At 37.8% G+C, this 16210-nt stretch carries 14 protein-coding genes; 1 reads left to right on the top strand and 13 read right to left on the bottom strand.

Annotated features, from left to right (window positions below):
* The 12 genes from W908_RS03275 to W908_RS03220 all read right to left on the bottom strand — a co-directional run bounded on the left by W908_RS03275 (position 1) and on the right by W908_RS03220 (position 14417).
* Positions 1 to 1848, bottom strand: a complete 1848-nt coding sequence (locus W908_RS03275) for a GspE/PulE family protein (RefSeq protein ID WP_053819912.1) — start codon at positions 1846 to 1848, stop codon at positions 1 to 3.
* Between the two features lie 12 nt (positions 1849 to 1860).
* The gene (pilQ, locus tag W908_RS03270) at positions 1861 to 3414 is read right to left on the bottom strand and encodes a type IV pilus secretin PilQ (RefSeq protein WP_158404001.1); all 1554 of its coding nucleotides are present in this window, start codon (positions 3412 to 3414) and stop codon (positions 1861 to 1863) included.
* On the bottom strand, positions 3404 to 3820 hold the full coding sequence (locus W908_RS03265) for a pilus assembly protein PilP (protein ID WP_053819910.1): 417 nt from the start codon (positions 3818 to 3820) through the stop codon (positions 3404 to 3406). Before W908_RS03265 ends, pilQ begins: the two co-directional genes overlap by 11 nt.
* Positions 3810 to 4592, bottom strand: coding sequence for a type IV pilus inner membrane component PilO (locus W908_RS03260; protein ID WP_053819909.1), 783 nt, complete (start codon positions 4590 to 4592; stop codon positions 3810 to 3812). The genes W908_RS03265 and W908_RS03260 overlap by 11 nt, the downstream gene beginning before the upstream one ends.
* Positions 4582 to 6234, bottom strand: a complete 1653-nt coding sequence (gene pilM / locus W908_RS03255) for a pilus assembly protein PilM (RefSeq protein ID WP_053819908.1) — start codon at positions 6232 to 6234, stop codon at positions 4582 to 4584. Before pilM ends, W908_RS03260 begins: the two co-directional genes overlap by 11 nt.
* A 90-nt stretch (positions 6235 to 6324) precedes the next feature.
* Positions 6325 to 9828, bottom strand: a complete 3504-nt coding sequence (locus tag W908_RS03250; RefSeq protein WP_053819907.1) for a PilC/PilY family type IV pilus protein — start codon at positions 9826 to 9828, stop codon at positions 6325 to 6327.
* The gene (locus tag W908_RS03245; RefSeq protein ID WP_053819906.1) at positions 9829 to 10362 is read right to left on the bottom strand and encodes a hypothetical protein; all 534 of its coding nucleotides are present in this window, start codon (positions 10360 to 10362) and stop codon (positions 9829 to 9831) included.
* Positions 10363 to 10375: 13 nt separating this feature from the next.
* Positions 10376 to 10912, bottom strand: coding sequence for a hypothetical protein (locus W908_RS03240; protein WP_053819905.1), 537 nt, complete (start codon positions 10910 to 10912; stop codon positions 10376 to 10378).
* 8 nt (positions 10913 to 10920) lie between these two features.
* Positions 10921 to 12420 carry a prepilin-type N-terminal cleavage/methylation domain-containing protein gene (locus tag W908_RS03235; protein WP_053819904.1) on the bottom strand — a complete coding sequence of 500 codons (1500 nt, stop codon included), beginning with the start codon at positions 12418 to 12420 and terminating at the stop codon, positions 10921 to 10923.
* A complete protein-coding gene (locus W908_RS03230) occupies positions 12410 to 12868 on the bottom strand; it encodes a type IV pilus modification PilV family protein (RefSeq protein ID WP_053819903.1) in 459 nt (152 codons plus the stop codon). Before W908_RS03230 ends, W908_RS03235 begins: the two co-directional genes overlap by 11 nt.
* A gap of 10 nt (positions 12869 to 12878) precedes the next feature.
* Positions 12879 to 13400, bottom strand: a complete 522-nt coding sequence (locus W908_RS03225; RefSeq protein ID WP_053819902.1) for a GspH/FimT family pseudopilin — start codon at positions 13398 to 13400, stop codon at positions 12879 to 12881.
* 3 nt (positions 13401 to 13403) lie between these two features.
* Positions 13404 to 14417, bottom strand: coding sequence for a type IV pilus twitching motility protein PilT (locus W908_RS03220; RefSeq protein WP_053819901.1), 1014 nt, complete (start codon positions 14415 to 14417; stop codon positions 13404 to 13406).
* Positions 14418 to 14497: 80 nt separating this feature from the next.
* On the opposite strand from W908_RS03220, the gene W908_RS03215 reads away from it, so the two are divergent.
* Complete coding sequence (locus W908_RS03215; RefSeq protein WP_053819900.1) at positions 14498 to 15256, top strand: prepilin peptidase; 759 nt, start codon at positions 14498 to 14500, stop codon at positions 15254 to 15256.
* 57 nt (positions 15257 to 15313) lie between these two features.
* Here W908_RS03215 and W908_RS08785 read toward each other — a convergent pair whose 3' ends face one another.
* Positions 15314 to 15739 carry a tetratricopeptide repeat protein gene (locus W908_RS08785; RefSeq protein ID WP_053819899.1) on the bottom strand — a complete coding sequence of 142 codons (426 nt, stop codon included), beginning with the start codon at positions 15737 to 15739 and terminating at the stop codon, positions 15314 to 15316.
* Positions 15740 to 16210 lie beyond the last annotated feature (471 nt).

The following is a 16210-nucleotide window of genomic DNA, read 5'->3' as shown; positions in this document are numbered from 1 at the left end:
TTAATCTAAAATTAAAATTCGCTTATATTCTTCAATAGAGATTGATCCATCTTTCAGAAAAGTTCTGCCAATCTCTTGCATGTTCAGGAAGTTATCTTTTTCTAGTGCTATTTTTTTAAGCTCAGGAGTCGTTTTTTCTTGCAGAATACCTTCAATTAAATTATCTGAAATCCTTAGGACTTCATAGACACCTTTTCGACCTTTGTAGCCAGTTCCGTTACAAATATCACACCCAGTACCTTTGAATACTGAAACCCTTGTAGCTTCTTCAGCTGAAAAACCAACAGATCTGAGTTGACTCTCGTTAACGCTCTCATCCTCAACCAGACAGTCATTACAATTTTTTCTGGCTAGACGCTGAGCAATAATCAAAGTTAAGGCGGATGTAATTAAATAGGGCTGGACGCCCATATTTAGAATACGAGTAATCGTGCTCACAGCATCATTCGTGTGGAGGGTAGAAAGCACTAAATGGCCTGTTAATGCAGCTTTGATAGCAATTTCAACTGTCTCTTGATCACGAATCTCACCAACCATCACCACTTCAGGGTCCTGTCTTAAAAATGACCTTAGCGCCGAAGCAAAAGTCATTCCATGGTCTGGCTTAACATGAACCTGTCCAACGCCATCAAGGGTAAATTCGACCGGATCTTCAGCAGTTAAGATATTAATATCTTCTTTGTTAATTTTATTTAGAGCAGCGTAAAGCGTTGTTGACTTACCCGATCCAGTTGGACCGGTTACCAGAACCATACCTTGAGGCGAGGTAATTGAGTCAATAAAGGCTTTTTCATCATCCTCATGAAAGCCAAGTTTTTCAATTGATAAATCTATACCATCCGTATCAAGAATACGCATTACAACCCTTTCTCCAAAGCTTGTTGGCATGCAGGAGACTCGAAAGTCGACTTCTTTGTCATCCACCTTAAGAGTGATTGCGCCATCTTGAGCCTTTCTTCTCTCAGCAATGTCAAGCCTTGACATAATCTTGATACGCGTAATAATCTTTGAATAGTTTTCAAATAGCACTTTGTTAGTGCCAGGCTCCTCCATCAAAACACCATCCAGTCTAAACCTCATCCTAGCAGAGTGCTTAAAGACTTCAAAGTGGATATCACTCACACCCTCTCTAATTGCTTTTTTAAGATTTGTATCAATAAACTGAACGACAACTGCAGAATACTGCTCACCATCTTCGTCATCTTTAGTAACCTCAGCTTTAGCCTTTTCTTGATTTAATTTATCTTGCCTCGCTTTTTTAGCAATTGCAGGATCAATTTTTGTTTCAGTCTTTATTTTTGCATCTAAAGCATTCGCTCTTCCATTAGCTTTAGCAGAAGAGTTAGATTTTGTATTAATTTTAGGTGTTCTTGGCGCTGAAGCTGAAGACGGATCAATAGAATTAAAGCTATCTAAAATTTCACTAATTTGACTGATTGTAACTAGGTATGGATTTACTTTCTTATCAGTTAACAAAGCAATGCTTTGCATTTGATTTAGAGCTGAAGGCTCTGAAATCGCAACATCGAGAGTATGGCCGTGAACACTGATTGGGATAATTCTGTTTTCAGCAATGTATTTTTTTGACAGAATATCAGATGAAGTGAAGTCAATATTGTCTGCACTGAGTTCAGGTAAAAATTCTATATCATAGCTGCCTGAAATCGCTGAAGCTATTGATTTCTCATCTGTAAACCTATAGTCAATAAGGGTTTCGATAAGGCACTTATCTCCCTCATCACTTGAAACCATAGCACTCTTTAAGTCAACTTCACTGATTAGACCGTTACTATGTAACAAACTTGCAATTTGTTCAGCTGACTCTGGTGGAACTCCTAAACTTGCCATAAACTTTTTTAATTAAATGATACGAGGCGCCAAGAAAACTAAGAGCTCTTTTCGAACATTCGTCTTCTCTTCACCTTTAAATAGATCTCCAACCAATGGAAGGTCAGCAAGGAATGGCGTTTGAGTTTTAGAGGATTTAGTAGACTCAGTAAAGACACCACCAATGACCACAATGGTCTCATCTTTGATTAATAGCTTGGTTGAAATCGTCCTTTTTGCAATCGGTGGGTTAGCTATAGTGGTATCTACGGTTGACTTTTCAACATCTACGCTAAGAATGATATTTCCATCACCCACTATAACAGGGGTTACCTTTAATGTAATTCCTGCATCTTTTAGCTCAATTGAAGTGACTCCGTCTTCCACTTTAGTATAAGGAACTTGATCAACTTGCTTAATTTCAGCTGCCTGACCATCCAGAGTAAACACTCTTGGATTTGATAATACTTTAGTAATTCCTTCATCTTCAGAGGCAGCTAGCGCTGCAGATAAGTTCTTGGTAGTAGTGCCAAGGATAAATGAAATAGCACTGGTACCGGCAGCTGGTGCACCTAAGGTCGAACCTGTTATGCCTAGAGCATTATCACCCCTAAAGTTATCACGAAATCCCAAGATATTAGTATCCGGGGAATTTATTGCAAAATCTGCTCCAAGAGAGCGACCAAGACTTTCAGAAGCTTCAACAATGAAAGCCTCAATTAATATTTGTTTGGTCCTAACGTCTAGTTCAGAAATAATACGCTGAATAAAATTAAGATCAGATTCAGTCGCTTTTACAATTAAATAATTCAGCCTTTCATCTATTGTAATTTCTATAGCAGAAGAAACTTCTTCACCTTCACCCGATTCTGGCCCATTAATAATGCTTTGAATTTCTGTACTAACATTTTTAGCTTCAGTGTAATACAACTTAAAAATTTCAGTATAAAGAGGCTGCACAGCGTCCTGAGCATTGCGTGTCTTTTCCATAGCTTGCATAATCTCAAGATCATATTTTTCCTGAGCTGCAAGCACTTCTTGGCTATGTATGCGAATAATATTGGCTTCTTCATCGACGTACTTTGCTAACTGCTTAACCTTAAGAATTGAGTCAAGCGCTTTATCCCATGGAACATCAGTCAGCTTAGCGGATACAAGACCAGAAACCTCATCTCCAATCATAATATTTCTTCCTGAGACCTCAGCAAACATGACCGACATATATTCGATCGGCATATTTTCAAAATTTACTGAAATTGGAAAGATTTCTTCTTTATTAGAGCCAGAGCTCACGTCTATGTTATTTTTAACTTCCTCTTTGTTGATTTGTTTTCTAATAGTGCTTTTTGCAATCTCAGCTTCAGAGGACTCTACATCAATTATGGGTCCACTTAAAGCTGTTGCAATAACGCGGTCTTGATTATCTGCAATAAAGCTTTCAGGCTCAATAATTAAAGAGCTTTTACTAACTTCCAATAACTCTGTATTACTCTCTTGCAACTCGACTGGAAATGGAGATCGATACTCATTTGGCTCACACGAGGATATAAAAACAACAAGAAGTGCTAAGAGAAAATTATTCTTCATTTTCATTTGCTACACTCCTATTTCTAACAGGTAATGATATAACGTCATCTGCCTGAGTAACTTCAATGCCAAAAGAATTGATATTTGTTACAGATCCATCAGCATTCCCCAGCATATCTCCAACTCCAATAAAATATTCTTCACCATCATAAGTTCTTATATAAGCAATTTTTTGAGCAGGTGAAATCATAACACCAATTATTGTATTCGAATCAACAGGTCTTCGAACCAAAGGATGAAGAGTTTTATCGACTGCCTCTATTGAAGAAGGAACAAAATCAGATGCTGCGGAGCCAGTATTAGTTGAAATAAGAGACCCAAACGCATTATCTGCAGCAATTGAACTACTAGAAAATAAAATAGGAATAATTATAAATATAAAGATCCTTGAAAATTTAACTGTCATATTCTTCCTCTCCTAACTCCTGATCTGGATCTGAACATTCTTCAGACTCATTTTTTGGCAATCGATACGTAGCAATTGAACTTCTTACCTTGACATCTCCACCAGAGCCACTCTCTGGGACTGTGATTGTCTCGTTATTAATGTTAATAATCTTTTTAAGTTCAGCTAAACCACTTCTAAACCTTGTAAACTGGTTATAGTTTCCGCTTAACTCAAGGTTCACTACAAATTCATAATACCCAACTTTTTGAAGTTCTACTGACATTTCATCATCTGAAAACTGCTCATCTTCTTCAAATTCATTTTCATCAGTCATCCCATTTGAACAAGACTCACCAGTAAAAACTGGCCTTTCAATGCCTTTTTGAATTTTTGTTATCATTAACTTATTTTGCATAGCCAGTAAACTAATTTGACCGTACAAATCTTCTAGCTCTTTATCTGTATGAAAGAGAGTTGTTCTTCTTTCGTATTCTTTTTGAGCAACCGCTAATACTTTTTCGGCTTCCACAATGTTCGTTGTAAGGTCTTCTATCTCATATTTAAGCATCTCAATTTGAGAAATTTTCTCATTTTTAACTTTTAAATCTGCTTGTGTTGGTAGATATATAAAATAAATATAAGCAGCAATAATAACTATAACCCCAACAACCCCTATTGCAGTCTTCGCGTGAGGGTTTGGAGGGTTTTTGGCGCCACCTTCTGCCTTTTCTTTTTTTGAAAAAAGGCCTTTAATGAGTTGGCCTACATCAACATTCATATCAACTGCCATCGTTTGACTCCCTGGAATCTATGGATTGTTGCGGAGCTAGAATAACTTTGACAACAAAAGTTTTTACTGTTTGATTTGAAATTGTTTTTACAGACATTGTTCCCAATGAGGCTTTATCTATAACATCAATTACCGTCAAATTTTCAATAAAGGTAAGAATATTGCCATCATTTGTTGACATGCCTTCAATTTGAATTTCACTATCTCCTTTGTAGTCTACCTTGACTAGCTTTAAGGATTGCCCTGGAATTGCAGAATTAATGCCCAGAAGGACTGAGTACATAAAGCCCTGGTTCGAGGTCAAGTCATTTGTTGCTTCCAGCGAGGTTTCCAAGGAATCTTTTTTTGCAATAAGATCAGAAAGTATCGTTTGCTTTTCGTCTCTAACTGGTTCGAGCATGTTGTACTCAACCATGAGCTCATCGACCCTATCGACCTCTTTACCGCTAGAGAGAAAATTCCAGGCACCCAAACCAATCGCTAAAATTGAAAATATCACAACTCCCCATCGTGACACAAACTTCATCTTCTCTTGACTCTTAACACTCTCCCTGTTTGGAAGTAAGTTAATATTATTAGTTCCAGTGACATACTCGTAGTAACCAAACACATCTAACTTTCTCGTAGCTAATCCTAATGACGATGAGAAAATTGAACTATTGAGCTCAGCAGTAGATTTCTCCTTCAAATTTTCAGGCACTTCAACATTCATCAGTGAATCGAAAACTTCGACTTCGATATTAGGTAGGGCTTCATTAAAATTACCAATGGTTCTTTCAAGATTCGGCAAAGATGATGAAATCAACAAGTTATTAATCGCCTGCGTTTTATATTTGGCAGTATAAGATGAAATCATCTGTGAAACCTGCATAGAAAAACGATTGCTAATTCCCTTAATTTGCTCATCAGTCGAGCCCTGATCCATGAGCGTATTACGATCTTTTTCTGACAAATAAATATCAGATATAAATGGTGAGTCCTTGTAAAGGATCAAAATATAATTTTCAAAAGCGCCAAACTCAACAATAGCTACAGGGGCATCGGATTTAGTTAAGTCTTCACGAAGGGCTAGTGCATTTCGAGTTGCAAAGCATCGAACATCAACCACAACTGGATTCAAACCTGCCTGCCTAACAATATCGAGATAGTTATCAATGTCATCTAATTTTGATGCAACAAACAAGATATGCATTAAGTTTTCAGCGGTATCCCTTTTTAAGACCTGCCAAAAAATAGAGTAGTCTTCAAGATTATCAGCCAACTGAACCGTGTTTTCCCATAGCGAATCAGAAGCTACAGCAACTTTAAGCTCCTCATCTGTCATCAGAGGGAGCTGCACTACTTTAATGATTGCACTACTAACTGGTATAGAGACAGCGGCACTTTTCGTTTTAATTTTTGAGGCAGTAATCAGCTGAGCAAGTTTGTTAACATAGTTCTCAGGACTTTCGATCAGAGAGTAGTTCGAACTTCCATCGATATATTTATAACCGAGTTTGGTTAGTGTCCACTTTTTTTTGCTTGATGATAGCTGAGAGACCCTAATACAGTTGGGCGTAATATCAACGCCAACAACATCTTCCTGTTCAACGGTAAGTTTACTGAGGTAACCAACAACCCCTTTAAGAACTTTCTTTAGCATAGTGATATTATATAGAAATTACTTTTAAAGTATATATATCAGGATGATCTATAAAGGCTGAATTTATAGAGCATCTTGAATGTTAAAAAATTAATAAATTTCACGCCATGACTCTTGTGAAATTTTTCCATCCCCTATTACCCCGCTACCTGATGGCGACAGAAGAATTATATTATCCTCTTTCTTACCTATTACATTGCCTTTACTATCCTTAATCTCTCCAGATCCGCCACCACTAATACCAATATAAACTATATTTTTGTGAATAACTGCGCCCGTTGCAATTCCCTCGCCTAACTCTGTTTTGCGGGATTCACTTCCACATGTCATGTTATGTTCAGACAAATAAGCCTTACCTGGAGAGCAAATTTGTCCCTGATTAGGGAGATAACGAGAGGCGTATACAACTTCGTTAAAAACGGCAAGTTTACCGGTAATTCTCTCATTAGAGCCCATATTAATATACCAACCTAGATCTGAACTAACAGGACATGAAGAACCTGCAGTAGACATATTTTTCATCGAGGAGGCTTTTGGCGTAGCGCCTGAAATGTTCGTATAGGTTGGAAAATTTTTATCTTTTATGCCAAAGATCCTGTTATCGATATCATTAGACATTCTTTGCAGTCTCTGCTGATTTCCAGTTCCATAGAAAGTCCATAAGTTGTCATCACTTCCTATGGAAGGTGTAATTTGGAAAAAAGACAATCGATCATTATCCGTTGTTGCTTCTGCGTCAAAGTGAGCAGTAAAGTCATAAAGAGTGCCTTGATCAGTCAGATTTAGTTGCCATAACTTACTCTCAAGATCTGCGCCATAAACCAGCGCTCCCTTGTATTTTGCTTTGCTCGTTGTATCTGGAGTAATTGATACCAGAGATGACGGCATAGAGTTAGCAGGATCCCCTGCAAGATCATTAAGATCAAATCTCTTTACTACTTTACCAGCGTCCTCTAAATCAACAACATAAACACTAGAACCGAAGTTCGTATTGATACCCGAATTATAGCCGCCGCCAAAAACAGCGACCCACTTACGATTATTTCCAGTTCCAACTGGTAATGCCACGATCACTGGAGTGGATAAGGTCTCGCCTATTTTTGAGTAATCAAATTCAGCAGGAATATTACTGGCGTAACCCAAGTCGGTCCTGGTTCCATTTGCATCCCAATGCGAAACCAGATTCAAGCTTGGCTTATTTTCAAAAGCGAATAGAAATGATGGGCTAGCTGAATTGGTCACATCTAAAGCAAAATATCCAAAACCTCCCCTACCCATTCCAGAAATTAAAACAGTTCGCCACTTATTATTATAAAAAATATCCTTAACAATTGGCGAGCCATCAACACCATAAATGGCATTAGAGCTATTTGCCTTTACTGAAATCATTGATTTTAAAGATGGAAGCATCATTGGTGGAATAAAGGCCCACAATTCTTTACCAGAACTAGAATCAAAGGCGTGGAGCATTCCGTCATTAGCGCCAACATAAACCACTTCGTCACGGACTGCGCAATTTACCCCACAGCTTGCTCCAGTTTTAAAGGCCTTGTAGCCATTTATATGACGATAGTATGCCTCAGTATGGTCTTTTGATGCACTAGAGGTGGTCTTACCCTTAGGAGGGCCAACTACGACCAACCTGGAGTTAAATATATCTCCAAGCTTCCAACGCTTGTCAGTGGTGCTATTGTCTTTGTTCTCATCATAAGAGTCGACACCACGAACAAAATTTATTAATTTTGTAGCTTGGGCATCTGTTGGATTTGTTCCACTGTTCTCCCAGAGTGCTCGCTTTAAGTTAACCACATTGGAGGCTGTAAAGTTATTGAGTGATGTGGAAACTCCAAAAGGGTTAGCAACAGTCCAAATATTTCTTGAAGACTCACTCCTTGCATCGAGTACTGCACCAGCATCCCACTGAATTGCGCCAACGCCAGCTTTAAATGAACCTGCATTATTTGATGTAAGCTTATATTTTGAAAGCTGACCCTCCCATTGGTGATTACTTTTAAAAGTAAAGGTTGACTGGAAGATATGATCACCACTACTGATATTAGGCATTACTACAGGCGCAGAAAAAGTAAGACGAGAGGAAATAGCCTGGCGAATAAAGGCAGACATCGTCTCATATAGCTGCTGCCAGTTATTTGAAAATAAAGGGGAGTCAGGGTGAGTGCCGCCAGCTTTAGCTAACTTTATATAATTAGTTTGATTTCCCCCTGAGTGAAAGCCAACAACCAAGGTCTGAATCCCCTTGGTCGCTAGAAGGCTTTTAGCAATATTCTCTGCTCGGCTTCCAAACCATTGGCCATCACTGATAACAATTAAAAAGTTTTTTTGACAACCTGCGTTAGAATCTATTGGCGAGTTGCTCCCGGTAAAGTATGACTGCGCTTCAGACATAGCACTGTCCAAATTCGTTCCACCACTTGGGCGATACCATGACGAGCCCTTGTAATCTGGATTGGTGATCAGTACTCCATTTTTCGTAATTTGTGGGGAAACACTCTTATTAATTTCTGCAGCACCATTAGAACTTATTTTTATTCTTTGAGTGGCAGAGCTAGCCCAATCCTGTAATCCAAAATTTGCACCTCGTGTTAGATCTGAGCTTGAGGTCAGCTTTTCAATAACCTTTAAAACCTCTGACATTCGCGTTTCACTAGATGGGCCTGCAGTGCTTAAGTATGTTCCATCAGAATCAAATTTTTTAATTGCATGTCTATAAAAACTAGCTCCATATATATTCCCGGAACTATCTGAAGCAATACCATAAAGATAATAAAATCCACTTGGGCTAGATGACGAAAAACTACCAAACTGCCTTTCATAAACACCACTGAGTGAGTATTTTTGAATTTTAGAGCAGTACCCTGTGCAGGCTACATAGATTCCATTCGAGGTAACCTCAACGTCTCCAGCACTAGTATTACTTGAAAGAGACCAGGTATTTTGAACTCCAAGTGCACTTGAATATTTCGTAATATTTTGAGTGCCCCTTCCGGCCGTATATAGAGAGCCATTATAAAAGTCTAAGCCGTTAAAGTATCCAGAGCCAGATGTGATATAAGAACCGCCACTCCCTCTCCATTTATAAACCGACCTTGAAGTTACGCCATAAACATCACCAGTTGAATCGTCTACAGCTACATCGATGATATTTGAAGCACCAGAATAACTTGTTATATAGCTGCCATTAGAATCATATTTTGAGACGCCGTTTCGATCCGCTATATAAAGATTATCATTTGAGTCTATATCCATTTTTGTTGGATAGTAGAAACGTCCAGCGCCACTTCCGTAGCTACCAAATGACTTAACAAAGTTTCCAGCAGAGTCATATTTTTTAATTCGGTGATAATAGTATTCAACTACATAAATATTTCCATTGGAGTCAACTGCTACATCTCTTGGGTAGTACATTCTACCAACAGAATTAACAGTTGCGCCCATAGATCCGGATGTATCAAGCATGATGTATATATTAGCTGGAACATCGGCCTTTCCAGTTCCAGGAGGTGGTGACTTTGCATCTATACCAAAGGCGCATATCAATAACAGAGAACCAACTAGTGCCTGAAGTTTTCTCATTTAGTTGCCGCCCTCTTGCTCGATTGCAAATTTTTCATAACTCTGCTGGTGATTAAGAGATTGAATAATCACTGACTCAACTACATCACTGGCAACGCTTTCAACTGAGTAGGCTATGACTGCTTTAGAATTTTCCCAAGACCACCTGGCAATTGGAAATTCATCATAAAAGCTGTTAGGTTTGTTTTCTTTAACGCCATAAATGGACTCAGCCCAAGTTATAAGGGAAGGAGATTCTGATACCCTCATAAGCTCAATTTGAACGAGCTTATTATATAAAAAGACAAAATGTATAGGGACACCTTGAAATGCTTTTTCACTCTTACAAACCTCTTCTCCAGGAGCAAATAAAAACTGCTGAGAGGCGCCTTTTATTTCGGGCTCCACAAATTCAGAATCAATTTTTAATTTGCTTACTGTTGATTTGTATGAGTCACCAAACTTGAAAGATTTGAAATCACACTTAGCCTGAACACTTCCGACAAATAGAAGCTGCAATAATAAAGTAAAAATGAGTATCTTGTTTTTTGACATATTTAATTTCTATTTAAAAAATCATTGAATCAATCACTTCGACCTGACTCAAAAAACTATCCACCCCTGACGCAGAGTTTAAACTACCTTGAGATCTAATTCTATACATATACTTGGTATTAGTTGCAGCAGCCCCATATCCGCTCCCCTCGCCAACATCAAACCCAACACCTTCACCGCCCTCATAGGCAACCTGACCTAATAAAGCAATAGTACATTCATATTTCTGATTTTGAGCTCTATTTTTTAGAATCTGGTTTTCAGAGTTGAGTTGCCATTTACTCATCCTGGCGCTCGACACTGAATGACATAAAGAGCCAGAGGCAGTATTTTTACAGGGTGCACCGGATGCTGATTGCGTCTTTAACCAAATCCTAGCCTCTGCAATGCAGCTCTCTGCAGAGTAAAAGGAGTCTGATTTGGTAATACTTTTGCCAACCATCTCAGAGGATTGTTTTGTTGAGTAATAAAGACCAATCCCCATAGTCATCATGACCAGCATTAAAGTTAATGAGACAACAATAATGAAGCCATGACGTTTTTTTTTCATATATTTATTCATTGTTTCATATTTCTAACTAAAACAGTTGATGTAAAAACATCTCTAAAAAAATCATCATTTTTATTAATAATATAATTTCCAGGATGGTAGTCTTTCTTTGAAAATTTCCTATTTTTTCCATACTTTCCTTTTGATCTTAATGATAAAGAAATTGAAACTAACCACTTGCTGCCAGAACTTTCACTAATAAAGGTTAAGGCATCAGTTCGATTTTTTGTTGGAATACTTCCAACCAAAGCTCCAGTATTTGGATTGAATATCCTAATTCCTGGATTATTTAGTGTGCCAACATATAAATAACCATCTGAACCAAATGCAATTGGACCAGGAACAGGGTTCGCAGAAATAAAACCAGTAATCACAGAATCACTTACTCTGAAGATCTTTACCACATATTTATTATTAGCAGAAATATAACCATTACTTTTTGAAAATGCAATATGCCCTGCAGATATTTTGTCATACACATCTCTTCCTGATTGAACCTCTCCAATCTTGGTGCCTTTAGATGTGCTATACATATAAACCGTAGTAAAGCTTTTATTTCCTGCGTATAAAATTCCATCAGGGCCAATAGCAATTGAAGAAATGTTAATACTTGTAGGAATCTCACCAATCTTTGATCCTGTTTCTGGATTATAAATTCTTATTCCAGTTGCTCTATTAAACCCAGCATAAATTAAACCACTCGAATCTACGGCCAAAGCACTAATTGCTTTATCTGTTTGAAAAAAACTCTTTCGTCCTGATTTGTTTTTAAATGGCTCATAAATCGTTATTCCTTCTTTCATTTCAGAGCCAGAATATAATTTTCCACCATTCCCAGAAGCTAAAGCTCCATTCTTAGATGTCCCAATAATCCATCCATCAGGCTGAGCTCTTGATTTGGTAGAGATATCAAATAACTCAATATTATCATTATAGTCAGAACCAGAAGCTAAAAATGTACTCGTAAGAATATCAACAAATTGTAAATCTTCAATATAGTCAGCCATCACATCCTTAGCTCCAACTCTGGGTGCTGCAAGGAGTGCATTATTTGTTCCAAGAATCGTTCTTCGTTTAAATAATCGATTTCTAGTTCCATGCTTTGAACTAGTATAAGGCTCTGTCCAGAATCTTGTTTTGACTCGCTCAACTGTGCTCGATGTAACCACACCTGAGGCATTAAGCGTGTCAAAGACTTCGTCATAAATAATTGTTACCTCGTCGCAGCATTTATTTCCACTATCAGTTGTGACAAGAGGTGCAGCAATGGTTCCATATGTCATTAATCCATTTCCATCTCGATATTCGAAACCAGCCATTCTAATTTCACGCTCAAGGATACTCATTACTGCTCTTCCCGAAGTATGAAGCTCTGCAACATCTATATTCTTTTTGTATTGCTTCTGAATAAGCTCAAATGAAGCATAAGTTGCTGCAACAATGATCGAACTGACTGCTAGCGCGACCAGCATTTCAACAAGAGTAAAGGCTTTTATATTATGGCGCATAGAAGATCCTCTTCATAAAGACAGACTTTTTGTTACTCTTCGCATTTAACTCAAGTGAGACTATATAGACATTATTTTGACCAACTTGTTTTTTTTCAACTCGAATAATTCGCTTATCTGAAGTTCTCTTATCACCAACCTCGCCTTTTATTTTGTTGCACCAGTTTTGCAATCGCTTAAGCTGGTCATCCTTCCCTGTTCCAGTCGTAATAGAGGAGCAGTTGCTCAGATCCTTGCCGTTGTATTCCATAATATTAGTTTGGTCAGCATTCAATGATTCAATAATTTCAGTGTTCTGATACTTTAATTTTTCTTTATCGATAGTATCGCTCATAACTCCATTAGATACAGTAACTAAGGCATAAACACCAGCAAAACCAATTGCAGTAATAGCAACAGAAACGAGCGCTTCAATAAGGGTAAATGCTTTTTTATTTTTTATCATCATCACAATTAACCTACAAATCTGAAAAAGATGAATCGCCAGGACGCTTTACTTTCTTTTCAAAGAGACCTGTCGCTCCAAAAATAAGTGTTTGCAATGTTTGGTTGCCTTTGCCGCAATCCCTTTGGACTTGATGAAGCTGAATTGAATTAGATGCTGTTGCCGTTCCATCAGAATTAAAGCATTGGTTGGCAACGCCTAAAAGTCTTGATTTATCGCTGATAACAAGTTTTGGAATATTTGGATCTAAAGATTGCGCTGAGCCTGATAAAGTGCAAGTTTTATTGGTGAGAAGATAAGCCGTATAAGTGGCTCCATTTGCTGGCAAGCTTCGATTCGCTCTCACAAGAACTGTTTGACTTCTATTTAAGGCTTCAGCTCGCGCTTTTTCAAATAACTGATTTAATGATTCGAAATCATTACGATGCTCTTGTTTGCAATTCCATCCTGTCAATGCGGGCCATCCAGTGCCTGCGATAATGCCGACTAAAGCAATCACTACCAATAGTTCAATTAGTGTAATTGCAGGCTTCACTAATTAATCTCTTAACTCAACGTCTTCGTAGTTAATTTTTCCAGAAGCAACTAGGCCTTCAACTGAGTGATTCATAGTGACCATGCCTTCACCTCTTGCAGTTTGCATAATGCCACTTATTTGGAAAATCTTACCCTCTCGTATCAAGTTCCTGACCGCATGATTACAGACCATAATCTCAAAAGCGGCAACGCGTCCCTGCCCATCTGCAGTCTTAACAAGCTGCTGAGTCACAACGAGTCTTAGGGATTCCGCAAGCTGAGATCTGACTTGGCCCTGCTGCGCCGCTGGAAAGACATCAATAAGACGGTTAATGGTATTAGGGGCTCCGGATGTATGAAGCGTGCCAAAGACAAGGTGTCCAGTTTCAGCAGCAGTAATAGCAAGCTGAACTGTTTCAAGATCTCTAAGCTCTCCAACCAGAATGACATCAGGGTCTTCACGAAGAGATGCCTTAAGGGCGGTCGCAAAAGATTTGGCATCCCTCCCAACTTCCCTTTGAGAAATAGCGCACTCCTTCGGATGGTGAATATATTCAATGGGATCTTCAATCGTAAGAATATGACCCTGCTTTGTGGCATTAATTCCATCAATAATTGAGGCCAAAGAGGTTGACTTGCCGGATCCTGTTGGCCCTGTAACAAGAACCAAGCCATTGGGTTTATCAACAATTTCTTGCATAACATGAGGAAGATTAAGATCTGCCATTGAAGGAATATTAGTTTCAATTTTTCTTAACACTGCAGAGAGGCCATCCGAAGTATAGAAAAAATTGACACGAAAACGATAATCTCCAACCTCTATTGCAAGATCCACATCACGAACCTCTGAGAAATGAGTTAACTGATCCTCAGTGAGCGATTCATGAGCAAACTCTCTAAGCTGAGCTGAAGAAATAACATCCTCTTCGGGGGTAATCATCTCACCATTGACGCGCAACATGACAGGCTGATTCTCCTTCAAATGAATATCAGAAAATTTATATTCTTCGATATATCTGCCTATGATCTCGTTCAAAACCCACCTCAAATTATTTTTTTATTTATTAAAACATTATATAGGACTAAAAAAAACCTTTCTAAGATAAAATATTAAAGATGATAATATCTTTAATAGTTTTCCTTGTTGGATTGGTATTTGGGTCATTTTTAAATGTTTTGATCTATCGACTTCCTCTAGGTATATCGCTTCTTAAACCCATAGGGTCTGCCTGCCCTCATTGCAACTACAAAATCAAGTGGTATGAAAATATTCCTGTTTTTTCTTATTTATTTTTAAAAGGTAGATGCTCTAGTTGCTCTGATTCAATATCTAAGAGCTACCCTATTGTTGAACTTATTACTGCAGCAGTGACCTTAATGCTCTATTCAAATTTTTGGATAGGCTGGGATATGATCATAACCATCTCTCTTTTTTACGTCTTGATTGTGTTGTCATTTATAGACTTAAAGTACAGGGCTGTTCCAGACTATCTCCTAATCATCGTCGTCATTCTGGCCATCCTAGTGGGGGACATCATCAATATCTTATTATTTACCGGTGGTTTTGTGCTGCTTGAGCTTGCCATTACATTCTACATTCAAAACATCAAAGCAAAAATTACTCAAAACAAGGAACTAGAAAATCAAAGAGCTCTCGGTGAGGGTGACATGCCTATTGTTGGGGTTATTGGTGGCCTTCTGGGGGTTCAGCTAGGCATTACGGCGATCTTTCTGGCTGCAGTTCTAGCCTTGTTACCGGCAATTTATAACCTATATTCAAAAAAAGAAATAGAAACTGCCTTTATTCCATTTCTATCCTTGGGCCTTTTAGTTACAATTTTTAGTGGGATTAATTTATTTACCCTGTTCACATAAAAGGCAAAAAAAAATATAGTTGTTGTTTGTAAGAAAAGACTTTAATTTAAAATGAGACTAGTACTTCCAGAGCTCATACTCATCCCAAATTACTTTAGCGCCGTTGAAATTATTTTCATAGGCAAGTTTGGTCCAATACTTTGCATTTTTGAATGATTTAATAACCCCATCACCCTCAGCATAAATTTTTCCTAAGATATATTGAGCCTCAGGTTCATTTTGTTCAGCAGCTAATTTAAGCCACTTCACTGCTTGGGAATAGTCCTTAAGAACTCCCTTACCATTAAAATACAAAATACCTAGATTTGATTGTGCCTTAGCATCCCCTTTTTCAGCAAGTGGCTTCCATTCCTTAGAGGCTGTTTTAAAGTCACCATTTCTATAGGCATCCCATCCATCGTTAAAGTCTGCATGAGCTGAACCCATCATAATTAAAGGCAGGAATGCAGAAAGAAAAAGAGTCGATATTTTGTTCAATTTCATAATCAATTGTTAGAAGTTTCTAGTTGCATAATATACACGTGAACATATCAAATTTTAATAATCTTCCACTAAATTATTAAACTAAAAGCCTTTTAGGAAAGTATTTTGTTCGTTACTTTAAATCAGACTTAAAGCTCCAATTATATTTTTTCCAAATATAAAGACTGATAACTCTCGTTATGACTCCCAATATTACCAAAACTATAATTGAGTTCTTCATTAATGGCATCAATTGAAAAATAGAAAAGTTCTGGCTGAACAACAAAAGGCTAATCGCCATACCCAATGCCACTCCTATAAGCAGAGTAGGCCAAAAAGAAAAACTGATTAAAACTTTCTCTTTTAACGAATAATTCGACTTTATTTTTTTCATAGTTATTTCCTAATGACATAAAAGATTTCTTAAGCTCATAAAACTTACAAATAGTATAATCACTCAAGACAATTTAAAATCCTTAGCAGAAGTAAGTG

The sequence above is a fragment of the Candidatus Pseudothioglobus singularis PS1 genome (assembly GCF_001281385.1).
GTDB classification, from domain to species: Bacteria; Pseudomonadota; Gammaproteobacteria; order PS1; family Pseudothioglobaceae; genus Pseudothioglobus; species Pseudothioglobus singularis.
Note: the sequence above shows the minus strand (reverse complement) of the source record. Positions and strands in the feature narration are given on the sequence as shown.